The following is a 23,508-nucleotide window of genomic DNA, read 5'->3' as shown; positions in this document are numbered from 1 at the left end:
TCCAATTAGTATGGTAAGGCGCGATAGTAACGACGAATATCCATTGGGTGACGATTAATATGCTCAATATGAACATCAATCCGATTATTAATTGCATGGAAAACAAATGGTGACAATGTACCACGATACTTTTCAGAAATTCCAGGCAAATCATAGTCTTTCGAATCAATAATTGTATAATTGCCACAAATTTGCGGTAAGAATTTTGCAACTCTTTCGCTCAAAGGACGTTGTGTATCTTCACCAACATAAACAGTAACTGGAGTATCACGGTCGACGATTTCAAACATCCCGTGGAAAAATTCTGCTGCTTCTATTGCACGAGTTCTAATCCAGTGTTGCTCTTCCCAGTAGCACATCGCATAAGAATAAGTGGCACCCCATTGATTGCCGGCACCAACAAAGTAATGAATTGCATCATCATGGTGTTTTTCAGCAAAATCTTTAGCAAAATCATCAGCACCTTCTTGCACATCAGCAATATCTTGAGCAAAGTGCTTGTCCATTTCCTGATAAAATTCATCATAATCTGGAAATTCGCCATTGAGATACATCAAACGGTCGCCAACCATGAAGAACTTCAATTGTTCATTTTCTGGATAAGAAATGCAATAAGTTAACATTGATGCCAATTTCGCCTTTGGATCATCCATAAAGCCTAAGACAATCGCACCAACTTCATTTAGCTTCTTAACAGCATCAACCATTTCCTTGGTGTTACCAGTAACTGAAGAAATAATTACCAGAGTTTTATCAGTAATTCTCTTGTTACCTGTCACGATATATTCAGCAGCATTTTGATAAAAAGTTTCTAGAGCTGTCTTTTCCTTCATGTGAATAACAGCTTGCATAGCAGAAGCATAAGTTCCACCTATTCCCAACCAGCAAATATTAGAAATACCTTTTTTATATAATGGATCAATTACTTCATTAATCTGTGGTCTTAATTTTAAAGCACCATTCATACTGTCTACTAATTCTTGTTTGTTAAATTTACGCATTTTTATTCTCTCTTTCACTAATAATTATTTTTACACTAAACTCCAAGTACGCCCCAGACAGTTAGCAACACTCCAATAACAGTTGCCCCTAAAAGTTGCCACAGGACATTAACTTTTTTCTTGTTCAAAACATAAAAGATATATAGAACAACTAACGATAAAAGTCCTGGAAGAATACCATCTAAGATGCTTTGAAGTGACGTAGCTGTTTTACCAGTACCAAATTTAGCTACTACCTTTACAACAACCATATTTTGCGTCATGGCACCGATAACCATAACTCCCAAGATACCTGCCGCATCCTTAAACTTGTCCATCAGTCCAGAAGCTTGGATTTTATTTAAGTAGCTAGTACCCATATTGTAACCAGCCTTTACACCGAAATATCTAACGATATAAGCTGGAACATTATAGATTAGTAAAAATAGTATTGGCCCTAAAATATTGCCTTTTAAGGACAAGGAAGCTGCTATCCCAATTGCTAATACTCTCAAGGTTCCCAAGAACAATGAATCGCCGATACCAGATAGAGGCCCCATCAGTGCAGTTTTGATTGCACTAATTGTTGAAACATCAAAATCCTTTTCTTTTGAATTTTCTTCTTCCATTGATGCCACAACGCCACCAATAAATGGTACAAATTGTGGCGTACAATTAAAGAATTCCATCTGTCGTTCCAGCGATTCAGCGTATTCCTTTTGATCATCGCCATACAATTTCTTCATTAATGGCGCCATCATATAGGCAAAGGCCAAGTGCATTTGACGCTCATAGTTCCAACCAAATTCCATGGTAAGTGAACGCCACATAATCTGTCTTAAATCTTTATCAGTTACCTTTTTTTCATTAGAAGTCATCGTCATCATCAATATCCTCCTCTACAGATCCATTAGCACTAACAGCTGGTTTACTCTTATCGTTATGAAGTTTTACAACAACTATGATTAAGCCGAACAACGCAACACCTAGTACTGGAACCTTTAGATAAGCCGATAATAAAAATCCAAGGAAGAAATATGGTAGTACAGTATCGTTAATAATCATTTGTAATAGAATTGCAAATCCAATAGCAGGCAACATGTTAGCTGCAACTTGAAGGCCATCAATTACATTTTGTGGAATCATTCCTAGTAATGTCTTCATCCCTGCATTACCAACGAAGTACCCTAAGAAACACAATATTCCCCGACGAGTACATTCAATTAAACCAATTCCCCATAATGATGCCGTAATTCCTCCCGGCTTACCTTGCTTAGCATATCTATCACCAATATGTGCAATCGCTGGGAAAATGACACTTGTTAAATTACCAATCGCTAACGAAAGCATGGCAATTGGCATCGCAATTGCGATTGCGGCACCAACACCTTTACCCAAAGAAATCGCAAAGGCTGTTCCTAAAACACCACCAACAATAACATCAGGAGGTAAATAGGCACCAACTGAAATCGCGCCCATAAAGACTAGTTCCAAAGATGCACCAATGATTATTCCCTGTGTCAAATTTCCTAAAACAAGACCAACTAATGGACCCAAAATGATAGGTCTGTTTAGCATGTTAGACCCGATAACAAAGTCCAGTGGTCCCATAAACCCTATCAGGCCTATTAATAAAGATGTTCCCACATTACTCATGTTTATTTCTCCCATCTATTTTAAAAACGGATTTAAAAACCGCAATGCTTTTCGTTCAGTTTCCGCAGGATTTAAAAAATACTTGGATTGACCAAATTCAAAAGTAAAATATCCTTGATAGCCATAATAATTAAATACATTGAAGTCTTCTCCGGGATTACGCTCACCTTCACCCCAGCAGCGATGCCCTACAGGGTTACCATCAACGAAATGACAATGAATTATTTTTTCGCCCAATGATTCAAAATATTGTGCAATAGTCTCATAATTTCTAGCCATGGCACCTAAATCCAAGTTGACACCAACATTATCCTTATCTACATCTTTTAGATAATGCTTTAAATCAACAATCGAATTCACTAGATGCGATTCATCTGGTTGTAACGCTTCAATGGCAATTTTAACTTCACGATCCTTCGCATAGTCAGCAACCTTCTTTAGCATTGCAACTGATCTGTCCCAAGCTTCTGCAGGGTCTTCATCATAAAAATCCCAGCCAGAGTTAAGAGCAACTAGATGTACATTTAACTCTGCTGCACTATCAATTAGATTTTTAAAATAGCCAAATGAATCTTTGCGCAATCTTTCATCCTTGGCCGCTAAGTTATACGGATTAGGATTACTCTGCTGCGGTGTCAAACAAATAATTTGTAAATGATGGGCTGCTACTTTTCTTTTTAATTCCTTAACATCTTGGTGACCATCTTTTTCAATCCAAAAATGTTGCGGACTAGTCCATAATTCAATATTCGTTAACCCATCTTGACTAACTGAGTCTAAAAAATAGTCCAACGAAAAGTTGCGATAGTAATAATTCATCGCTGATAATCGCGTTTTACTAATTTTGTTGTTCATAAGTCATTCCTATTCAATATCCTTGAAGAAAACTTTTTTATCATTAGGAACTTGCCTGATTTCAATTTCACAACCCTTCTCAATAAGTTCATTTAATTTACTTTCATCGTCTGGAGTAAGATTAACTGCCTTACTGATTTGTTTTGTTCCATCAGCTGGCTTAGTACCACCCAAATTAATTTGTTTTATTTTGGGGTATGCTGTCGCTAACGCATATGCATCCGCTACTGACTCAACAACAATAAACAATTTATACTTATCCGTAACGCCACTTTGCAGGGCCTTGATAGAGTTCTCAACATTCTTAATTACAAGCTTGACACCCTGTGGTTTAGCTAATTTCATCGCTGTCTTACGAATATCATTGTTTGGCACATCATCATTCGCAATCAAAATGCAGTTAACACCTAGCTCTTGTGTCCATGAAAAGGCAACTTGACCATGTAATAACCGATGATCTACTCGCATAAGTCTAATCAAAGTAATTCCTCCTTTAAAATTATTAAATTCGCACTTCAAACATATATAAGCAATTTTCGTGCCAAGTTTCTGTCAAAAAAAGCGCAATCATGATTATGATTGCGCTTTTAATAAATCATTTTGTACTTTTTAGATATAATTTGACACTATTTTATTTGAAAAGTTACTGTCAAAAATCATCATCTTTTGTATAGTCTAATTGATTATTCTTAGTCTTAAAAATCAATTCATAGATATACTCGACTTCCACAAGTGGAATCTTAATATTATAAACTTGCTCAAGTAAACGTAATGCCTTCTTGATATAGTTAAAGTTGTCCTGACTATTCTTATCTATCTTAAAATCTATCGGCTCAATTTCTAAAACCTGATTGCGAATTATTCTTTCAATCATGCAACTGATATGTACATACAATGCCATAATTGTTTGGTTAGGCAACCTTGTATCCAGATACTCATCTATTTTCTTGATACACAGGTCAATATTTTTAATTACTTCTTTTGTATCTAGTATTGTTAGTGAATTAATTACCCTTTCAATACTGAAGTTTTTCAAAATCAAATCATTAAATCTGTATAAATCATCTACACTCAAGCTATCTTTTAACGTACCTTGCAGCAAACTGATTTTAGAGCCATTAACTAATTGATCTAAAGAAATAAATGGGACGCTGCTATATTTAGGATCAATCGTCCCAATCACAACTAAAACATTATATTTTCTTTTAATTGCACTTTCCTGATCCTCAATTTTTAGCCATTCATACGAACATGCCATAATCTTAATATCAACGTCTTTTGGCAAACTTTCCTGAATCATTTCCTTTATCTTATTTGCCGTCCCCACACCAGTTGAGCAGCAAACAATAATAACATTTTGCTTAACCATCTTGGGATAAACAATTCGATAATCATTATGAATTACTTTGTCCATCTTCTGTACAATCGTGTCAATTGGCCGACGCTCTTTAACATAACTTGCCACAAACAGTGCTAATTGAGTAGAAACATTATTAAAAATAACCACAGGAAAGTTTAAATCTTTTTTGAGTAATTCCGGAATTTTCTCTAAAGAACCCATATCGGCCATTAAGATTAAGCCATTAGTTACGTGCCGAACATGAATATAATTCGAAACTTTTTGGGCAATATCTTCTGTTTGAATATCAATCGGCATGTCAAAGGCATCCAAAAGCGGTTCTCCAGCAATTTTATTAACTGTGTCCGCAATACTACTAGCAGTCGAATAGCCATGAGCCAGCAAAATACAATGTATCAGGCCAGAATTTTTCTTACGTTGTACGCCACTAAGATAGATCGTCAAAAAAAGATTATCAATTTCATCAGTATGCAAATTTAGCATTTTACTTACAACATTAATAACCGTTTGAACAACCTGAGCAGTATAATTACTTTCATTCATTTTAGTAATTATCTCGGTTGCCAGTTGTCCCTCATGTGGTGAAACGGACCAGCAACTTTCTTGCCTAAAATAAAAATAATAGGAAATAGCAACGATAAGATTACCATTAAAGTCATTACGCAAGTCATCCTGCAAGTATCCTATTTCACTATTAAGTGACTTTTTAATAAAATCCAGCGGCAGCTCACCAATATCTAAAACATCTTTTTTAAAAACTAAGTAATCACATAAGGCATTAACTTTAGAAAAAGCCTTAACTTGAAAAGAGGAAAAATCCTCCTGCTCATACATGGAAAAAATATTTTCAAAAGTTTGCTTAATATAGTTAATGCTTTGGCGGTTATTCACAAAATCGGTTAACTTACTTTCTGGGTTAATGACAATATCGCTCTGCGATTGCGACATCCCCTGCTTATCCAAATTAACCTCAGAAAGCAAAATATCTTGCGGAAGATCCCCAAGTTTAACTTGCACTGTGCCAGCTGAGTCAGCTTCGCCCAAAGCACTGGCAACAGACAGTAAAACGGCATTTTTCAATTGACCAATATTACTTTTGAAATCCATGTTCATCAGCGTCGCAAAGACTTGATTATTAATTTGTAAACTTCGCCCAATTTTCTTGGCATGTTGGATATAAAAGTAAATTATTAAAGAACGGATTTCGTTAGAAGTCCTTTCCTTCAACGGTGGCATTGTAATCTGAACTGGAATCCGGCGAATAAAGGTCGATAAAAAGCTGCTCTGAATATCTTCGGTAGTAGCACAAATTAAGCGCACATTTACCTGTCTTTTTTCCGCGGCTTCACCTAATGAGGAGACTGTTCCTGTATCAAGATAAGAAAATAGTTTTTCTTGACCCTTAGGATCTAGTCTGTGAACCTCATCCAAAAATAGCATGCCATTATCGGCCTCATCAAACAATCCTTTATGGGCTTCGTCGGCACCAGTGAATGCTCCTTTGGCATAACCAAATAATGTACTAGTCAATAATTCCGGATTATCCGCGTATTCCGCACAGTTAAAACTGACAAATTTTCCTTGTGCGGCAATATATCCTTTTTCTACACAATAATCAAAAAACTTTCGCGCAATGTAGCTTTTACCCGTTCCTGTTTGACCATTAATTAAAATTGGCAACCTCCCAGGATAAGACGCTGCTGCTTTCAGCTTTCTAATCTGGCTATAAAGTGACTGGTCATGGCCAATCACGCTTTTAAAAGTATCAGAACCAGAAAGACCCTGCTTCAATTCCGCAATACTTGCATACTCCTGCTTCAACGGCTGATCGCTGTCTTGCCCGACATTAGAGCGATCTACAAAAATCACAGGCCGAGTGTTAATTTTAATAATCTGATTTTCTTTTACCAATTGATTAAGATAATGGCTGACCGTATTTCTTTTAACATTTAATTTATTTGCTAAGTCACTAGTTGATAAAAAGTGTCCTTCAGATTGATTATTTTCCTTAATTAAAGATAATATTTTCGCTTTAATATTCATACCACTTGCTCCGTAAATTCATTTCACAATTATGTTAGCGGTTTTACAAAAACTGTTCAAGGCGAAATCGGTTATTTTAATTTAAAATCTGCTATTTATCACTTTATCAGTGGTATTTCAACTCAAACTAAAGTAGAATGTTATGTGATAAAAAAGGAGAGTCTGAATGTCTAAACTTGAAAAACCCGTCGTAATTGGGATTACCGGCGGTTCGGGCAGTGGAAAAACAACGATTGCCCACAAAATTGTTGACCAAATGCAGGAAAATGAACACGTCCTAATTATGACGCAGGATTCATACTACAAGGATAATACCGGTATTCCGATGAGCGAACGGATGAAGATTAATTATGACCATCCCGATGCATTCGATATTCCCTTGCTTAAGGCACAAATCAACGACTTACTTAACTACAAGCCAATTGAAATGCCAGTTTACGACTTTAAAGAACACACAAGAAGCAGTGAAACTATTCATATTGAACCTGCTGACATCATCATTCTTGAAGGAATTTTGGTTTTAGGAAGCGAAGAAATTCGGGACTTAATGGACATCAAGGTCTACGTTGATACCGACGACGACATCCGCTTCATCAGACGACTTGAACGCGACATTAATGAACGTGGCCGTTCAATTGACTCCGTAATTAGCCAATACTTAAGCACAGTTAAGCCAATGTACCACCAATTCATTGAGCCAACCAAGCGTTACGCTGACATCATTGTTCCCGAAGGCGGCGCAAATGATGTTGCAATCGACATGTTAACCACTAAAGTCCACGCAATTTTACGAAAAGAAGTAACTAATTAAAAAGGCCGAGGAATTATCCTCGACCTTTTTGTCTACTTAAAATTATTCTATTCTTGGCTGTAACGCCCGATCAAACAGGTTAGTAATTAATTTGACCAACACTCCGTCAAACAAAAGTGCAGATAAGATATCAATTATTAACAACATTATTTGTAATTGCCATTGATAGTAACCCAGACCATAAATAATATAACGTCTAATAAACGAACTTACGCCTGCACAGGCTGCCCCAATTAAAACACTCTTCCATGTAAATCTTTGGTAGCGGGACTTTTTCGAGAAAAAGCCAATTTCATTGGTTGCACCTTGAATAAGTCCTGAAAAAATTGTCATTGCACCCCATTGACCACCTAAAAGCATTTCTACAACAGAAGCTAAAAATTCTCCAATGATACCTGCTCCAGGCAATGGTACAAAGTACACCGCCAGTGGTGCTGCAATTAACCATAACCCTGTAAATAAAGCATCGGCCACTGGTGCAAAGCCCGTTGGCAGCAGCAAAATCTTACCTAAGTTATACAAATTATCTACACCAAATTCATAAATAAAACCAACTATTATTCCAACTAAGACAACTAAAATAATTGCCTTGATATTCCATTTTGAATATTTAGTAATCATTTTATCTATTTCACTTTTGGCTTTAATACGCGATCAAACAGGTTAGTAATTAATTTAACCAACACTCCGTCAAACAACACTGACGAGATGATACTGACAAAGAACATCACAATTTGCACATTAACCGCAAATTTATACCAACCATACATTAGATAGCACGGTATAAAAAAGCCAAAACTAGCAAAAAATGAACCAGTCAAAACGCTGCGCCAAGAAAATCTTTGGTAGCGGAATTTTTTCGGGAAAAAGCCAATTTCATTCGTTAAGCCTTGCATTAATCCAGAAACTACAGTGGTGACACCCCACTGGCCGCCACAAGCCATTTCTACGATTGAAGCCAGCAATTCGCCCACTAATCCTGAGCCAGCTGTCGGGACAAAATACATCGCAAGCGGTGCCGCCATTAACCATAAGCCAGCAAAAAAGGCGTCGGTTGCCGGAGCGTACCCCGTTGGCAGCAGCAACATTTTAACCAAATTATAAAGCCAATTGGTACCATAGGTATAAAAGATACCCATCAAAATCCCAATTAAGGCGACTAAAATAATAGCTTTGATATTCCATTTTGATGATCTTGTAAACATAATTGGCCTCGATTTATGCAAGGTGCGGCTTTAGCGTGCGGTCAAACAGATTAGCGATTAATTTAACCAGCACACCATCAAAGACAAGTGCCGAAATCATGTTAGTAATAAACATAACAATTTGCACTGTCATATTAAATTTACCCCAACCATAAAGAATATATGACGGAATAAAGATTCCTAATCCGGCAAAGAAGGCACCAATCATCACACTCTTCCAAGAAAAGTTTTGGTAACGTGCGGTTTTCGGGAAAAAGCCAATTTCATTCGTTGCTCCCTGAATCAAACCCGAAATAACCGTTATTGCGCCCCATTGACCACCAATTGCCATTTCTACAATTGAAGCCAAAACTTCACCAATTGTACCAGAGCCAATTGTCGGGACAAAGTACATTGCAAGTGGTGCTGCCATTAGCCATAAGCCCGAAAAGACGGTGTCCGTTACCGGTGCAAAGCCCGTAGGTACAAGTGCCATTTTAATGATGTTGTAGGCCCAATTAAAGCCGTAAGTATAAATTACTCCCATAATAATTCCAATCAATGCGACCAAAATTACCGACTTAACATTCCATTTTGATGATCTTGTAAACATAAAAATACTCCTAACTAACTTTTAAGTCAGAAGGAGTACAAATTAAATGCTTGTTCAAACACTTCCCTAACGCAGGCATTGTCCTGTTCAGGTTCCGAGGGTAATTCTCAGCTATTGGCACCCCTAGTGACTAATTTTTAATTAAAAATAGTATACCACAATGATAACAAAAGTAACTTAAAATTTACTTTGATAATACTTATCTTGGCAAAACCAGTTACACAATTATACAGATATTGCTTACTCTAAATAAAATCTTTTAAATACAAATTAAATTATCAGTTTTAAAGCCACCACAAAGCAATTATGATATTAATGATAGCAGTTTCATTTTTGGCTATAAATCATCTAGCTTTACAGTAACAAACATGGTTTAATTAGTATTAATATATATTTCATTAGGAGGAGAACCATTGATTAAAGTATTTCCTAGAATTAAAAAATTCGAGAAAATGGGTATTGGTCTTTTCATTCATTGGGGTTTATACTCACAATTATCTCAAGGAGAATGGACAGAATATATTCATCATATAGATCGGGACAAGTATGAGAAATTAATTAATACTTTTAGCGCTAAAGATTTTAATGCTAAAAAAATAGTAGCTGTAGCAAAACAAATGGGGGCAAAGTACATCGTTTTAACCACTAAGCATCATGAAGGCTTTTTCTTATATGATACTCACGGACTATCAAACTTTGACGTTATGCATAGCCCAGCGCACAGGGATTTAATCCAAGAATTTGTGTCAGCTTGTCGAGATGCTGACATCGCTCCCTTCTTTTATGTTGCAACTTATGACTGGCACTCTGAGCTTTATCATGATCATTTTAATGAATATTTAGATTATTTATTAAAGTCAGTTAAATTGCTTTGTAAAAACTATGGTAAAATTAGTGGCTTCTGGTTCGATGGCAATTGGGATAAAAAAGATGCAGATTGGCAGTTGCCAAAATTATATGGCACTATCCGCAAATATCAGCCTAAAGCAATCATTATCAACAACACTGGATTAGAAAATGGCGGTCAAATTGTTGATCCAGAAATTGATGTAGTTACTTATGAACGACAAACTCCCAACAAGATAAATCATGGATTTAATAATAAATATTTAGCTGGTGAATCTTCAATAACAATGAATAATCACTGGGGATATGCTCAAAATGATCTAAACTTTAAATCGGTTAAAGAATTAATTGAAAATATTGTTCATATTCGTGGTATTGGTGCAAATATCCTAATTAATATTGGACTAACTGGCACAGGTACAATCCCACTAACTAACCAAGCTATTATGCAAGAAATTGGTAAATGGACTAATACATACTCGGAAGCAATTTATAATACTCACCCTCTTAAAGATGTTAGTGCGAGTGGTCATACCAAAGATTTAGTACTGGGTAACACAAATAACAGTTATTTGTTTATTCATGATCTAAATATTGTTGGTGATAAAAATGTTGTCCTAGGTGGTGAAGGAATTAATTTACGCTCGTTCACAGGATTTTTCAAAAAAATAAAGCGAATTATCTGGCTTGACAATAATGCCGAACTTTATTTCATGCATGATCCAAATTCAGGTATATTGACAATTGACACCAGTGGATACACCTATGGGACAGATTGGTGTGTTAGAGTAGCTAAAATTATTTTTGAAGATTAAATCAAATTAAAAATAATAATACTTCATCCTATTGATAAGATGTTATCAATAGGATATTTTTGATGTAAAAATTTATAAATTTACATCAAAAAACACTTTAAGCATAATCACTTAAAGTGCATAAAATTGAATATTTTTTATAGAGTTTAATTAACTATTAACGAGCAGTAAAGCCAAACTTAGTCCACGGTTGTAAATACTTTAATAGCGATAACTCATTAGGATCAATACTTGCAACTTTATTTTTACGTGGATCACTATGTGGTTGCAAAACTACTTGTAATTCATTCTTATAAATACCAAAGTTATCATTTCCAATCAAAATATCACCAATTTCAAATTGTTGAGTATTATCATGAACAAGATTTTTATCATCATGATGCCAAACACGAGGCATTGTTGATCGTGCTACCAGCGCATTGCTATCTCCACGACGGAAATGGGCATCTTTTAACAATATCTGTTTTTCTAACGGATTGATCTTCGGCATTATATCAACATCAAAGTATAGCTTATACCGATCAAGCTCGCTTAATCGACGCAGTTCTTCTTCGCTAGCATAAGAATTACCAATAATGACATCATCAATCAAGTTAGTCATAAATAAAGACTTAGCTTGAACCTCAATTGGTAAATTACGGTCAGACTCTCGTGTTGGCAAGCCATCATTAACGTCCCATGGACCATGTTTACCACATTGACTTGAAACAAACGCAGCAGTATGAATACCATGTTTCTTGAAGTTCTTAGTGGCAGCAATAAAGAAATCATCGTCTAGTCCACAACCAACCTGAGGATAAAAGTTATGACAACCATATATAAAGGGTTCATTAGCCTGATAGCTTAAAATATTATCCAAATACCCAGTGTTATTGCTCATATTCAATTCAATTATCATGTGCTCTGGATTATACGATAATGCTGCTTCAGTTAAGCCATCGAAACCTTCATCCAGCCTAATTGCTGCAGCTCCAATTTCTTTAAAGAAAGAAAGATCAGTATATGAAATCCCCAATTGCTTAAAGATTCGTGGAGCAACATCAAGAGTTGTCTTAAAGCCATGCTGATTACCAAATTCAATAATATGTTGATATTTTTTCTTTGTTGCCTCAACATCTTTAGCTTCCAGCATACTCATAAAGATTCTGCTAAAGCCATATTTTTCGCCTAATAAAAGGTATTCTTCATCCTTTTTTACATCACTATGATCAGGATATATTGATAATCCTATACTTCGCATTGTCATAGCTACACTCTCCCATTAATTCAAACTTACTTTGCTAATTCTTCATTAACCAAATCAAGTAATTTACCAACAGCAAGTGGATTATACATCGTCCTTGGAATCATTACGAATTTTACATCATGATTACCAGCTTCTTCTTCGACCACTTTTCTGCGATAAACAGCCTGTGGTGCAAGCAAGACAACATCATAGTCAGCATTATTTAAATCATCAGCAACATTTTCGGTTCCTGTAGCTTGAACTTTAAGATCAATTCCACGTTTTTTGCCTTCTTTTTCGAGGCCGTTCGCAATTAATGATGAACTCATACCACCACTACATGATAATAAAATTTTCATTATATTTCCTCCTGAATTTTAATTAAGCTTCAACCGTAGCTCCAGCTTCTTCTTCAGCCTCAATTTCAGCTTCAACCTTAACTTGATGTCTATCCCACATCTTAAAGAATGGGAAGTAAATTATCATTGATACAATAATGTTAATGATACCAATAACAATTGCTCTCCAGTCATAACCAGTAGCAAAGAATGCTCCGATTGGCCCAGGCAAAACCCAAGGAACGATTGCTGTTGTCTTATTAAGTAATCCTGCAACTGTTGCAGCCCAAGTAATGATACCGTCAGCCATTGGAGCTAAAATAAATGGAGCAGCAAAGTATGGGTTCAACACAATTGGCAGACCAAAGATAATTGGTTCATTAATGTTAAAAATACTTGGTACTAATACAACTGCACCCATTGCCTTACCGGTTTTAGACTTTGATAGGAAAGCTAACAAAATACACAAACCTAAAATCGAACCAGAGCCACCAATATAAACAAAGAATTGTAAGAATTGCTCAGTCATAAAGTGAGGCACTGTTGCAGCAGTTGCACCGTGGGTAATTGCTGCCATATTAGCATTCAAGTGTGCATACCAGTATGGTACAACAGGAGTTGAAGTAATCGCACCGTGAATCCCAAACATCCAAAACAGTGAGTTAAAGAAGATTGGTACTAAGACAGAAATCAAATTGTCTTTACCAAATTGTGCTAGTGGTTGCAGCAAGTTAAGTAAAGCTGTATTAAGATCGAAGTGTAAGGCAGCCTTGATAAACCATGCAACAATAATTAATACAGCTGCTGGGATCAATGACGTAAACGCACTGGAAACTGCAGGTGGCATCACATCTGGCATCTTAATAACTAAGTTCTTTTCCTTAAAGAAATGAATCACCCAAACACAAACACAAGCTGATAACATGGCTGTGAAAAGCCCGTAAGAACCAAAGTTAGTCGTTGGAAAAACAGTTCCTGCAGGTAAGCCTGTCGCTTTAGCAGCTTGCGGCGTAATTGTTTCTGGCGTAATAGCTAACAGCAGATAGACCATGACCGAAATTACAGCACTAGAATTAGTATCAAGTTTGTAAGACTTTGCTAAATGCGCAGCGATTGAATAACAAGAATATAGTCCCATTAAGCCAATTGAAAACGTAACTGGCAGCTGCAATGCAGCCAAGTTTTGTTTAATAAATGGTAACGGTATTTGTGCAATTAAAGTAAAAATCGAGCTAGCAATTGAAACAGGAATAATAACAGACATCCCGTTAGCAATAGCCTGCATGTAACGGTTCCCGGCTATTTTAGCCATTCCGTTAGCTATTTTTTCTGAATTAAATTTCATGTGTACCTCCTTCTAAAGTAAATACATTTATTAAAATTATTTTGTCTTATCTTCAAGCCCAACTAATTTTTTGTTCAAATTGACAATATATTGGGCTAAATCACGAATTAATTCTGCCGCCATCATTTGATCTTCAGCGTGTACTAATAAGATACTAAATGGCAGTTTTTTCTGATTTGCTTCGGAGCTAATCACCTTTAAATGCACATTTTGTGCGGTCTTCAAGCATTCATTTGCTTGTTTAAAATCAGCTTCGCAGTTGTCAAAATTCCCTTTGTCAGCATCATCAATTACCTTCATCAGTAATGATCGTGCTTCCCCAGTATTGCTAATCATTTCAAAAGCAATCTGCTCAATTCCATCCATTGGCCTCACCTTCTTTCGTTGTTTATTTTACTACCAACTATATATATAAAACAGCACAGCTGTTATTATTATTCACAATATGAGCATCGATTTGTGGATAGCTTTGCATGACTTGCTTAAGTAGTCGCTGTCTAAATTGTGCATTATTAACTAAGACTGATCCCGATAATGCTAGCTGCGTTGGTACAGACTTTTTGTAACGATTTAGTAAACCGATTACTTCAGTAGCTAACGCATCCGCCTGCTCATCGAGTGCTTGCTTAGCCAAAAGGTCGTTTTCAGCCAAGCGGGCAATTTTTTTCGCAAAAGCAGCAATTTGGTCGCGAGTCAGTTCATAGCATTTTTTCACTAATGCCGGCATCGTAGTTACCGCTGCTAACTGCATTAATAATCTTCCTAAAGAAGTAGTCTGACCCTCATCATATTTACGCAGTGCGAGTTTAATCGCTGTTATTGCAATTTGATAGCCGCTACCAACATCATCAAGCAAGTTGCCCCAACCACCAAACCGATAGGTCTGATTTTGATTAACGCCATAGACAATTGAACCAGTGCCGGCAATTACCAGCGTGCCATCCTGACCGTGCAATCCATTGATTAATGCTAACTTAGCGTCACTAACTAGCTGAACTTTAAGCTGCAATTTTGACTCTAGTTCTGCTGTTACCTCCGCCGCATTGCCGCTGGTTTCCAGTCCGGCAATGCCGACTAAAATTTTGGTGCAATCTTCTTTGCCAAGCGATGAAGTCAATTCATTAATTACTTGAATCAAGTTGCTAATTGCTGTTTGTGAATCTAGAAAAATATTTCCAACGCCAGCTGTCGCTTCTTTCAAGCACTTACCTTGGCTATCAAAACCGCGGGCAACAATATGGGTGCCGCCGCTATCAATCCCAATCCGATATTTCATTGTTATGCCTCATTGCTGTTTACAAAATTTTTGATTTTTTGTCCTAAAGCAGAATCTAAAACATTTTTTGCCGCTACGTCTTGCTGGCTGCGATCAACTAATGTCTGATAAATAGCGGCCAAGTCATGCTTATCAGCCAAAGTTGCTAATTCAGGCTGCTGACTTAACTGCTGGTATCGCGTCTGAATTAGCCCCCATAGCTTCTGGTTATTTGCGGCAAAACTATCACCATCAAGTGCCGAATAAACCAAACTAACAATGTCACCATATTTGCCAACTAAATAATGATCACCGACAAAATCCTTCTTTTGCCCATCAATGAGCGGCGAATTACGCTTGTTAGTTAACAAAATAATCACAGTCTGTTGTTCAAAGTCTACTAAGCTCAATGTTCCAGTCCAACCAGTATGGCCAATCGTATTAGCAGTCGGAGCATTAGAAAAAATCCGCGCATAGCCTGAATCTGCCTGCCGCCGCCAACCCAAGCCAAAGGTAGGATCGGTCGACTTCGGCTTAGCAAACTCTGCCAAAGTATCAAGGTCAAATAGTTGCTTTCGACCGTAGCCACCATGATTGAGTACCAACTGCGCTAAAACTGCTAAATCCGTCGCATTGCTAAACAATCCGGCATGTCCACTAATGCCCTTCATTGTGTAATAGGCCTTAGAGTCATGCACTTCTCCTTGAATTGTCGTCGTACGAACATGATTAAAATCTGCCGTCCCAGCAAAGGTATTACCATCAAGTTCAGTAGCAGCAGTTTCCGCACGCTGAAAGCCATGTTGCAAAGGATTAAAAGCAATATGTTTAAGTCCCAATGGTTGATAAATATTCTCTCTTACGTAGTCATCTTCTCGTTGACCCGTGATTTTTTCGATAATCAAGCCCAAAAGCATGTAATCAACGTCCGAATAAATTGTCTTTGTTCCCGGTTGATAACTTAGTGGGGTTGCGATAATTTTAGCTAAAATTTCGTCACGATTCTGCGTATAAATTTTATCAGCTAATTCGTTATGATTATCAAAATATTGGGGATCAGCAGGGAAGCCAGCCTGATGTTCCAAAATATCTTGAATTGTTAAATCATCCTTGCCCTTAATTTTATCTTGCGACTGATCCTTAAATTCAGGAAAAATATCAGCAACTCTACTTTTAATTGTCAATTTTTTCTCATAGACCAACTTTTGCAGCGCCAAGTTGGTAGCCCACATTTTAGTATTGGAGGCAATGTCATAGAGAGTTTCATCAGTTACCTTGGGCGCAGTTGTCAGTCTTTTGCCATCTGGCGAATAGCTATTAACTCGGCCATAAGTAGACTGTTTAACGATTTGGCCATTATGAACCACAACCAATTGCGCTGATGGAAAGCCAAACTTAATTTGGTTATTAATCAGGTTATCGATTAAGTTAAAGCCATCATTATCACGATTTTCCGTATCTTCAGCGTGATTTTGCAACACTAGAAACGGAATTTTAAGATGTACTTTACCTTCATTAAACGTACCAGCAAGCTGCAATTTATTTCGACCATTAACGGTCAACTTAGACAAATCCAGCGCCAGCCAAACCTTAACAGGTAATTGGGCAAGGCTAATTTCCTGGCCATTGATAAACAATGACAAATCAACTGGTTTCTCCAGCAAGATATCCAGCTCGCCTTGACCTTGATATGAAGTAAAATATTGCATTTGGTTGTTAAGTAGCGCCGTCGCCACATTAGCCAATGGCACTTTCTCTGGATAAATTGCGTTGACTTGAAAAGCTCCTTGCGGCTCACCTTCAAGCCGCTTAAATGTTACTTGTTCAACCATTACACTACTTCCTAGCCTTCTTAAATTGTTTAATAACCCACTGGTAAGCTTGCGGTGCTACCTTTGCCCAATAAGTCCAATTGTGGTCGTCAATGTTATCCTGAATGAACTTGGTCTTGACTTGATGTTGCGTTAATTTGTTAACAAATGAAGCAACATCAGCGATTGGTACCACCGTATCTTTAGCTGTAGACTCAACATAAAAGCTGACATCCTGGCCTTTTTTGAGATAATTTGTTGGAAAGACTTGTTCATAAAATTGTTCAGACCAAGCTTCCTTAGCACTTTGCCATGCATGCAACGTCTTTCTAAACTTATTATCTAATGGCAAATGTTGCCAAACAGCCGGCGAAATCAAAATCGCACTGGACCAGTAATCCGCATACTTCAATGCCAAACGAGCCGCACCATAGCCGCCCATCGAGATACCGCCGATTGAATGTTGCGACCGCTTTTGCGCAATCTGATAATTTTTCTCAATCAGCGGTACTAAATCTTGCATCACAGCATCTTCCATCTGCATCCCGCCATTTTGCCCATTGATATAGAAAGAATTAAAGCCATCAACAAAAACAACAATCAGCTTTTGACCTGTTTGCTTAACCAGCTCATCAAGCATTTGTTGAGAGTCAAATCGTTCTAATAAATTACGATGATTACCGCCTAGTCCATGCAGTAAATATAATACAGGGTATTTGTCCCCCGACTTCTCATCATAGCCGCTAGGCAAATAAACATCGTAATTCCAGTCCAATTTTAAACTAGGAGAATAAAACATTTCCGTTTCAATTTGACTATTATCAATCATATTAATTAACTCTCATTTTGTTTATTTAGTAATCGCTTACAAAATAATTATATTATATTTAAAATACTGTTACAACATTTTTTAAAAAATTTTGTAAAAATATTTCACTCAACAACCAAAAAAGCCATTATTCCGGGTCTTGTAGCTCGATCATAATGGCTATTATTTTTAGTTATTTGTTAAATTTTTTAATCCTGGCAAGCTAATCATAATTAACAGGCTGATAACATACAAGCTTGATAAAAAGCCCATTACAACCGTTAAATTATAGTAGTCCATTAAAATGCCAATGACGACTGATGAAAAGCCACCGACGGCGCGGCCGATATTGACAATAATATTATTAGCGCTCGATCTAATTTCCGTTGGGTATAGGCGGCTAATCACTGCACCGTAGCCACCAAACATCCCGTTAGAAAAGAAACCAACAATCGCGCCAATGATTAGCAGTGTGATCATGTTAGTTGCCAAGCTCAAGGTATAAACCATGATGGCTGAACCAATTAGGAAAATAGCAAATGCACGGCGCGGGCCAAAATGATCGAAGATGGTACCAAAGGTCATCATTCCAATGCTCATGCCAACAATGGTTGCAATCATCCACAGGCTAGAATTTGCTACGTTTAAATTTAATTGCTTTTGCACAATCGTCGGCAGCCAATTCATTAGACCAAAGTAGCCAGCGATTTGGACTGTCATCATAATCATTAAGCCCAGACTTTGCCAAGCTAGCCGCGGTGTCGCAAACATCTTATGAGCAACATTGGCTAGCAGCGAGCCTTTTTCTTCTGCCTTAGCCGTTAAAAATTGTTGACTTTCGTGCAGGTGTTTTCTAATGAAAACCGTGAGCACAACTGGCACAATTCCAACCAAAAATAACATGTGCCAGCCAGCCGTTGGAATAATCCAAGCCGCAATTAAAGCCGCAAAAATCGCTCCTACCTGACCGCCAACTGCCGCAATTGAGGTCATTTTACCAATTTCCTTTTTGGGAAAAGCCTCGGCGATTAATGCAATCCCAACTCCGTATTCCCCACCGGCACCAATTCCGGCCAAGAAACGGAGGACATAAATCAAATAAATGTTATTGGCGAAGGCCATGCAGGCAGTAGCTACTGCAAAAATAATCACGGTGTGGCTAAAGGTTTTCACCCGGCCGATTTTATCGCCCAAAATGCCAAATGAAACGCCGCCAAACAGCATTCCCAAATTCGTAATCGATGAAATTAAGCCCGCAGCACCACCAGATAGGTGCAAATCAGCAATCATCGAACTCATCGCAAACGATAAAAAAAGTACATCCATGTTCTCTAACATAAAGCCCGATGAAGTCGACGCGATGGTCCACTTCTGGTCTGTAGTTAGTGCATGACTGTACTCATTAGTTGTATCCATATTTAATTCCTCCGAAACAAGCGCTCTCTGTCGCCTAATTATTTCTTTGGAAGACTATTTTACTCGTTTACGAATTTTTTGCAATAAAAATATTAAACTTTTTTAAAATTGACTAAAACTAGCCAACTTTTCGTTAGTTAAGTCGCGAATAATTGCCACCGTCATCTCAACGGCTGCCTTGAAATCTTGGTAAGCACTGAAGCAATACGGTGAGTGCTCATAACGAACTGGAATGCCAATTACAATTGTCGGTGCCCCATTTTCATAATAAATTGCCGCGCCATCTTGACCGCCACCGGTTCTAACTGAACGCGTATATGGAATATGATTTTTATCAGCAATATCGCAGGCATATTGTTGGAACTTTGGATTCGGCAAGAACGACGTATCCATATCACGCATCATTGGTCCATGCTTTAAGGCAGTTTGCGACAGCCATGCGGGAGTAAAGGTATCATCAGCCGGACAAGATTCCAAGACGATTCCCAAATCTGGCTTAACAGTGCGCGCAGTAACATACGCACCACGCAAGCCAACTTCTTCCTGACTTGACAACGCAGCAACAACATTAAATGGCGTTTCTTCACCGTCTAATGTTTCCAAAACATCGGCCATCGCTGCAGCACCAAAGCGGTCATCGAAGTCCTTGCCAAAGAACAAGCCCGACTTTTCGTTATATTCACACTTAACGTCAACAAAAATTGGACAGCCAGTATCAATCTTATAGTCGTTTAATGTTTCTTCACGTGAGCTCGAACCAACATCGATTGACATATCGGCAACATCAGGGACGTTATTACGTTCAGCCTGCGTCATAAAGTGCGGTGGCTTAGTTGCCACAACTCCCGGAACATATTCGCCATCACGATTTTTAACCCGAACTCGCAAAGCCGGAATATTGTACTTAACCCAGCCGCCAAGCGGAACAAACTTAATCATCCCATTAGGTCTAACTGCCTGAGTAATGAACCCGACTGCATCAGAGTGCGCATCAAGTTGAATAACGGGCCGCCCCGCCTGATTTTCTTTCTTAGAAGCATAAACATTCAGCATTCCGTCAACCTTAACGTTGGCAAAATCTTTGACCGTTTCGGTAAACAGCTTAACAAATTCGCCTTCAAAACCTGAAGTTGAGTTTGCATCTGAAAAGGCCTTCAACATCTTTATTTCTTGTTCTTTTTCCATTTTGCTTAACCTTTCATGCGAAAAATATTTATTTCTATTGTAGCAAAAATAACTACTTAATAATTAAAAAACTAAGCTAATTTTCAGATAAAAAGCAGATTTTTTAATTTAAGTAAAATATTAACGCCTAAATCAGCTAGAAACCGCGTAAAAAGTGTAAATCAAGCTACTTTTTATGCGAAAGAATGATATAATCGAATCTATTAGAAATCTTGAATTAGTTGAAGTGAAGGGTAGATAAATGCCAAAAAGCGACAATATTAATAGAATTATTGATCATAAATTATTTACTGAAGATGATATTCATCAAATGTGTGTCCGCCTGGGCAAGCAATTGACCGAAGATTATGCCGGTAAAAAGCCACTAGTTGTTGGCGCACTTAAGGGTGCAATTTTCTTTTTAACTGATTTGGTCCGCGAAATGGACGTTGAAGAAGAAATCGATTTTATGGACGTTTCCAGTTATGGCGCTGGGTTAGTTTCCTCAGGTAAGGTTGACTTAATTACCGACCTGACTACTGATGTTAAGGATCGCGATGTCTTAATCGTTGAAGATATTGTCGACACTGGCCTTACTTTGCAATACATGAAGGATATGCTTAAAAAACGCGGCGCCAGGAGTGTTAAGTGCTGCGTGCTCCTTAACAAGGAAGCCAACCGCACAACTGACGTTCAGATTGAATACTATGGTTCAAAAGTTGGTAATGAATTTGTCGTTGGTTATGGCCTAGACTTTATGAATTCTTTTCGTAATATCAACTATATTGGCGTCTTAAAGCCTGAGGTAATCAAGCTGGCCAATAACAAATAATTAAACATATAAAAAAGCGTTACTTCAATCGGAGTAACGCTTTTTTTGTCTAATTTTGTTCTTCTTTATCGGCCACTTTTTCTTTGACTACTGGCTTAACGATAAACCAGCGCATAAAGCCTTGTTCAATACTATCCAGCTTAAACGAAAAGCCTTCAAGTTCAACTGCTTCATCCTTTTTCAAGTCCGGATAATGTTCCATCATATAACCACCGATAGTGATAATGTCACTATTCTGAAAGCTCTTTAAATCCGCTCTGAAATAACGCTCAAAGTCATACAGCGTGGTTTTACCAGAAACATGAATATTGCCTTCCTTGTCCTTGATAATGTAATCATCGGAAACATCGTCAATTTCATCCTTAACTGTACCGAATAATTCTTCATAAATATCTTTATCTGTTACAATCCCACTTGTTCCGCCATATTCATCAACCACCAAGACAATCGGGGTGTGCTTTTTAATCATTAAATGTAAAATATCCTGAATTGGCATCGACTCAGGCACCGTAATCATTGTCCGAATAATCCGCGTTACTGGCACATGGGCGTCAAGCTGACTCTGTTGCACCACATCAAACGCATAGATATAACCAACAATGTCATCTTTATTATTATCACGCACGACCGGCAAGCGACTTGATCCTTCTTCAAGGTACATTTGCAGAGCTTGAGCAATCGTATCGGTTGAGTCAATCACAATTAGCCGCGTCCGGTCCGTCATAATATCTTTGGCAACCTTATCATTTAATTCAAAGGCGCGCTTCATGTAAGTTAAATCATTTTTATCAAGTGACCCACCGTGAACCGCCTTACGCGATAATTTAATAATTTCTGACTGTGAATAAACCTGATTTTCCTCATCAGCGGGCTCAAAACCCAGCACTTTTAACAATCCATTTGAACTCGTATTCAGTAGCCAGACAAACGGATAAACCAAGGTATGAAAGGCTTGCAGTGGTGTCACCAGCTTCAGCAGCATTCTAACCGGCATATCAATCGCAATATTTTTAGGAACAATTTCCGTAATCACAACCTCTAAATACGTTAAGAAAATAACGCCTAGCAATGCGCTTACCGACTTTACCAGTGAGAGATTTAAGTGAGCTAAGCTCAACAGATTTTCAAACAAAGTCGCAAATGTATCAGCAGAAAACCAACCTAAAACAACCCCCACAAGCGTTGTACCTACCTGTGTGGTTGATAAATATTCATTTAAATTATGTACCATGTGCAGCGCGCACTTTATCTTGCGGCGATTACCGGTATTGTTCGTCAGCATATCTTCCAGCTGACTTGATCGAGTTTGGACTAATGCAAACTCTGCAGCGACAAAAAACGCCGCAAAGACAAAAATCACCAAAGTCGCTATTAAGTAAGTAATTATTTGGGCTGTACTCAAAATTCGTCACCTTTTTGTTAAAAAAACTTCTATGTTCCATTTTAACATCAATAGCAATCTTTTAATCATCAAAATTAATCTTACTTAACCAATTTATAAATTTTTTCAAATGGTAGTCTTGGTGGATAATATTTAGGATCATTTACTTCGGCTGAATTATCTTTATAGCCAATACCAATCGCCATTCCCACGAGCTCATCTTCTGAAATTTGGGCATATTTACGAACTAATTCGGGATAAGAAACCATCGAGTGCGCCGGCATAATTGATAAGCCTTCATCAAGTGCTAGCAACATGATGCTTTGAGCAAAAATCCCCAAGTCAAACACCGACCAAGCAGGTGACGCCTTCGGAATTGTTAAAAACGCAACATCCTGAGCGTTAAACATCGTGTCATTAGCATTAGTAAATAGTTCCGATTTATTATTAAAAAAGTATGGTTGCGATGCACCCATCGTCGCTAAGCTTTGACTCGGATAAGCATCCCAATTAAGTGATAAGATTGTCGCAAAATCTTCATGAGGTTTAATCCCATCCTTAATATTCTGCTCAAAGTCTTTCCTCAAATTACTAAGTGCATCACCGGTTACCATATATACCCGCCAAGGTTGTGAGTTAAGTAGTGACGGCGATTGCTGTGCCTTGTTAATGACTCTGGCAAGCATCTTTTCGCTGACTTTTCTATTAGAAAACTTACGCGTTACACGCTCTCCACTATATACATCCTTAAATTTCATTAAAACCCAAAT

The 23,508-nt window shown here is 37.6% G+C and carries 23 protein-coding genes and 1 riboswitch; of the genes, 3 read left to right on the top strand and 20 right to left on the bottom strand.

Annotated elements, in window-relative coordinates:
- Positions 1-5: 5 nt before the first annotated feature.
- The 6 genes from PT287_RS07145 to PT287_RS07120 form a co-directional block, all read right to left on the bottom strand.
- Positions 6-1,001, bottom strand: a complete 996-nt coding sequence (locus PT287_RS07145) for an SIS domain-containing protein (protein WP_277133766.1) — start codon at positions 999-1,001, stop codon at positions 6-8.
- 35 nt (positions 1,002-1,036) lie between these two features.
- Entirely contained in the window at positions 1,037-1,867 is an 831-nt protein-coding gene (locus PT287_RS07140) for a PTS system mannose/fructose/sorbose family transporter subunit IID (RefSeq protein ID WP_348635185.1), read from the bottom strand.
- Complete coding sequence (locus tag PT287_RS07135; protein WP_277133764.1) at positions 1,848-2,636, bottom strand: PTS sugar transporter subunit IIC; 789 nt, start codon at positions 2,634-2,636, stop codon at positions 1,848-1,850. Before PT287_RS07135 ends, PT287_RS07140 begins: the two co-directional genes overlap by 20 nt.
- Before the next feature lie 15 nt (positions 2,637-2,651).
- Positions 2,652-3,491: a sugar phosphate isomerase/epimerase family protein gene (locus PT287_RS07130; RefSeq protein WP_277133762.1), complete on the bottom strand. Its 840-nt coding sequence runs from the start codon at positions 3,489-3,491 to the stop codon at positions 2,652-2,654.
- A 9-nt stretch (positions 3,492-3,500) separates the two neighbouring features.
- Positions 3,501-3,971 (bottom strand): PTS sugar transporter subunit IIB, encoded by a 471-nt coding sequence (locus tag PT287_RS07125; RefSeq protein WP_277133760.1) that lies wholly within the window; start codon positions 3,969-3,971, stop codon positions 3,501-3,503.
- A 169-nt stretch (positions 3,972-4,140) separates the two neighbouring features.
- On the bottom strand, positions 4,141-6,894 hold the full coding sequence (locus PT287_RS07120) for a sigma 54-interacting transcriptional regulator (RefSeq protein WP_277133758.1): 2,754 nt from the start codon (positions 6,892-6,894) through the stop codon (positions 4,141-4,143).
- 166 nt (positions 6,895-7,060) lie between these two features.
- On the opposite strand from PT287_RS07120, the gene udk reads away from it, so the two are divergent.
- Entirely contained in the window at positions 7,061-7,705 is a 645-nt protein-coding gene (gene udk, locus PT287_RS07115) for a uridine kinase (protein WP_277133757.1), read from the top strand.
- A gap of 42 nt (positions 7,706-7,747) precedes the next feature.
- On the opposite strand, the gene PT287_RS07110 is transcribed toward udk, so the two are convergent.
- Genes PT287_RS07110 through PT287_RS07100 form a run of 3 tightly spaced genes read right to left on the bottom strand, consistent with a single transcriptional unit; the run spans position 7,748 to position 9,502 of the window.
- Positions 7,748-8,326: an ECF transporter S component gene (locus PT287_RS07110; RefSeq protein ID WP_277133755.1), complete on the bottom strand. Its 579-nt coding sequence runs from the start codon at positions 8,324-8,326 to the stop codon at positions 7,748-7,750.
- Between the two features lie 5 nt (positions 8,327-8,331).
- Complete coding sequence (locus PT287_RS07105; protein ID WP_277133753.1) at positions 8,332-8,910, bottom strand: ECF transporter S component; 579 nt, start codon at positions 8,908-8,910, stop codon at positions 8,332-8,334.
- A gap of 13 nt (positions 8,911-8,923) precedes the next feature.
- Positions 8,924-9,502 carry an ECF transporter S component gene (locus PT287_RS07100; protein WP_277133751.1) on the bottom strand — a complete coding sequence of 193 codons (579 nt, stop codon included), beginning with the start codon at positions 9,500-9,502 and terminating at the stop codon, positions 8,924-8,926.
- Positions 9,503-9,548: 46 nt separating this feature from the next.
- Positions 9,549-9,637: riboswitch (TPP riboswitch) on the bottom strand.
- Positions 9,638-9,915: 278 nt separating this feature from the next.
- On the opposite strand from PT287_RS07100, the gene PT287_RS07095 reads away from it, so the two are divergent.
- Complete coding sequence (locus PT287_RS07095; protein WP_277133750.1) at positions 9,916-11,163, top strand: alpha-L-fucosidase; 1,248 nt, start codon at positions 9,916-9,918, stop codon at positions 11,161-11,163.
- Between the two features lie 157 nt (positions 11,164-11,320).
- Here PT287_RS07095 and PT287_RS07090 read toward each other — a convergent pair whose 3' ends face one another.
- From PT287_RS07090 to PT287_RS07050, 9 genes are all read right to left on the bottom strand, one after another.
- Entirely contained in the window at positions 11,321-12,409 is a 1,089-nt protein-coding gene (locus PT287_RS07090; protein WP_277133749.1) for a MupG family TIM beta-alpha barrel fold protein, read from the bottom strand.
- 26 nt (positions 12,410-12,435) lie between these two features.
- A complete protein-coding gene (locus PT287_RS07085; protein ID WP_277133748.1) occupies positions 12,436-12,747 on the bottom strand; it encodes a PTS fructose transporter subunit IIA in 312 nt (103 codons plus the stop codon).
- Positions 12,748-12,769: 22 nt separating this feature from the next.
- Positions 12,770-14,071, bottom strand: coding sequence for a PTS transporter subunit EIIC (locus tag PT287_RS07080; protein WP_277133746.1), 1,302 nt, complete (start codon positions 14,069-14,071; stop codon positions 12,770-12,772).
- Between the two features lie 36 nt (positions 14,072-14,107).
- Positions 14,108-14,437: a PTS lactose/cellobiose transporter subunit IIA gene (locus PT287_RS07075; RefSeq protein WP_277133745.1), complete on the bottom strand. Its 330-nt coding sequence runs from the start codon at positions 14,435-14,437 to the stop codon at positions 14,108-14,110.
- 37 nt (positions 14,438-14,474) lie between these two features.
- Positions 14,475-15,347 carry a BadF/BadG/BcrA/BcrD ATPase family protein gene (locus PT287_RS07070; RefSeq protein WP_277133742.1) on the bottom strand — a complete coding sequence of 291 codons (873 nt, stop codon included), beginning with the start codon at positions 15,345-15,347 and terminating at the stop codon, positions 14,475-14,477.
- Between the two features lie 2 nt (positions 15,348-15,349).
- On the bottom strand, positions 15,350-17,158 hold the full coding sequence (gene pbp4b, locus PT287_RS07065) for a penicillin binding protein PBP4B (protein WP_277133740.1): 1,809 nt from the start codon (positions 17,156-17,158) through the stop codon (positions 15,350-15,352).
- Positions 17,159-17,162: 4 nt separating this feature from the next.
- The gene (locus PT287_RS07060; RefSeq protein WP_277133738.1) at positions 17,163-17,966 is read right to left on the bottom strand and encodes a YqiA/YcfP family alpha/beta fold hydrolase; all 804 of its coding nucleotides are present in this window, start codon (positions 17,964-17,966) and stop codon (positions 17,163-17,165) included.
- Between the two features lie 168 nt (positions 17,967-18,134).
- Complete coding sequence (locus PT287_RS07055; RefSeq protein WP_277133736.1) at positions 18,135-19,361, bottom strand: MFS transporter; 1,227 nt, start codon at positions 19,359-19,361, stop codon at positions 18,135-18,137.
- Positions 19,362-19,463: 102 nt separating this feature from the next.
- Positions 19,464-20,546: a M42 family peptidase gene (locus tag PT287_RS07050; RefSeq protein WP_277133735.1), complete on the bottom strand. Its 1,083-nt coding sequence runs from the start codon at positions 20,544-20,546 to the stop codon at positions 19,464-19,466.
- Between the two features lie 241 nt (positions 20,547-20,787).
- Between PT287_RS07050 and hpt the strand changes: the two genes are divergently transcribed.
- Positions 20,788-21,357: a hypoxanthine phosphoribosyltransferase gene (hpt, locus tag PT287_RS07045; protein ID WP_277133733.1), complete on the top strand. Its 570-nt coding sequence runs from the start codon at positions 20,788-20,790 to the stop codon at positions 21,355-21,357.
- A 49-nt stretch (positions 21,358-21,406) separates the two neighbouring features.
- On the opposite strand, the gene PT287_RS07040 is transcribed toward hpt, so the two are convergent.
- A complete protein-coding gene (locus PT287_RS07040; RefSeq protein ID WP_277133731.1) occupies positions 21,407-22,759 on the bottom strand; it encodes a hemolysin family protein in 1,353 nt (450 codons plus the stop codon).
- Between the two features lie 80 nt (positions 22,760-22,839).
- On the bottom strand, positions 22,840-23,496 hold the full coding sequence (locus PT287_RS07035; protein WP_277133729.1) for a nitroreductase: 657 nt from the start codon (positions 23,494-23,496) through the stop codon (positions 22,840-22,842).
- Between the last annotated feature and the right edge of the window lie 12 nt (positions 23,497-23,508).

Source organism: Lactobacillus sp. ESL0679, from assembly GCF_029433515.1.
Lineage (GTDB): Bacteria > Bacillota > Bacilli > Lactobacillales > Lactobacillaceae > Lactobacillus.
The sequence above is the reverse complement of the archived record's forward strand: the minus strand, read 5'-3'. Positions and strand labels throughout refer to the sequence as shown.

Excerpts from the sequence above, each read along its gene's own strand:
- PT287_RS07085 (WP_277133748.1), bottom strand. The coding sequence starts at position 12,747 with ATGAAAATTTTATTATCATGTAGTGGTGGTATGAGTTCATCATTAATT.
- PT287_RS07090 (WP_277133749.1), bottom strand. The coding sequence starts at position 12,409 with ATGACAATGCGAAGTATAGGATTATCAATATATCCTGATCATAGTGAT.
- PT287_RS07140 (WP_348635185.1), bottom strand. The coding sequence starts at position 1,867 with ATGATGACGATGACTTCTAATGAAAAAAAGGTAACTGATAAAGATTTA.
- PT287_RS07110 (WP_277133755.1), bottom strand. The coding sequence starts at position 8,326 with ATGATTACTAAATATTCAAAATGGAATATCAAGGCAATTATTTTAGTT.
- PT287_RS07055 (WP_277133736.1), bottom strand. The coding sequence starts at position 19,361 with ATGGATACAACTAATGAGTACAGTCATGCACTAACTACAGACCAGAAG.
- PT287_RS07050 (WP_277133735.1), bottom strand. The coding sequence starts at position 20,546 with ATGGAAAAAGAACAAGAAATAAAGATGTTGAAGGCCTTTTCAGATGCA.
- PT287_RS07135 (WP_277133764.1), bottom strand. The coding sequence starts at position 2,636 with ATGAGTAATGTGGGAACATCTTTATTAATAGGCCTGATAGGGTTTATG.
- PT287_RS07145 (WP_277133766.1), bottom strand. The coding sequence starts at position 1,001 with ATGCGTAAATTTAACAAACAAGAATTAGTAGACAGTATGAATGGTGCT.
- PT287_RS07080 (WP_277133746.1), bottom strand. The coding sequence starts at position 14,071 with ATGAAATTTAATTCAGAAAAAATAGCTAACGGAATGGCTAAAATAGCC.
- hpt (WP_277133733.1), top strand. The coding sequence starts at position 20,788 with ATGCCAAAAAGCGACAATATTAATAGAATTATTGATCATAAATTATTT.
- PT287_RS07070 (WP_277133742.1), bottom strand. The coding sequence starts at position 15,347 with ATGAAATATCGGATTGGGATTGATAGCGGCGGCACCCATATTGTTGCC.
- PT287_RS07060 (WP_277133738.1), bottom strand. The coding sequence starts at position 17,966 with ATGATTGATAATAGTCAAATTGAAACGGAAATGTTTTATTCTCCTAGT.
- udk (WP_277133757.1), top strand. The coding sequence starts at position 7,061 with ATGTCTAAACTTGAAAAACCCGTCGTAATTGGGATTACCGGCGGTTCG.
- PT287_RS07120 (WP_277133758.1), bottom strand. The coding sequence starts at position 6,894 with ATGAATATTAAAGCGAAAATATTATCTTTAATTAAGGAAAATAATCAA.
- pbp4b (WP_277133740.1), bottom strand. The coding sequence starts at position 17,158 with ATGGTTGAACAAGTAACATTTAAGCGGCTTGAAGGTGAGCCGCAAGGA.
- PT287_RS07075 (WP_277133745.1), bottom strand. The coding sequence starts at position 14,437 with ATGGATGGAATTGAGCAGATTGCTTTTGAAATGATTAGCAATACTGGG.
- PT287_RS07035 (WP_277133729.1), bottom strand. The coding sequence starts at position 23,496 with ATGAAATTTAAGGATGTATATAGTGGAGAGCGTGTAACGCGTAAGTTT.
- PT287_RS07105 (WP_277133753.1), bottom strand. The coding sequence starts at position 8,910 with ATGTTTACAAGATCATCAAAATGGAATATCAAAGCTATTATTTTAGTC.
- PT287_RS07100 (WP_277133751.1), bottom strand. The coding sequence starts at position 9,502 with ATGTTTACAAGATCATCAAAATGGAATGTTAAGTCGGTAATTTTGGTC.
- PT287_RS07130 (WP_277133762.1), bottom strand. The coding sequence starts at position 3,491 with ATGAACAACAAAATTAGTAAAACGCGATTATCAGCGATGAATTATTAC.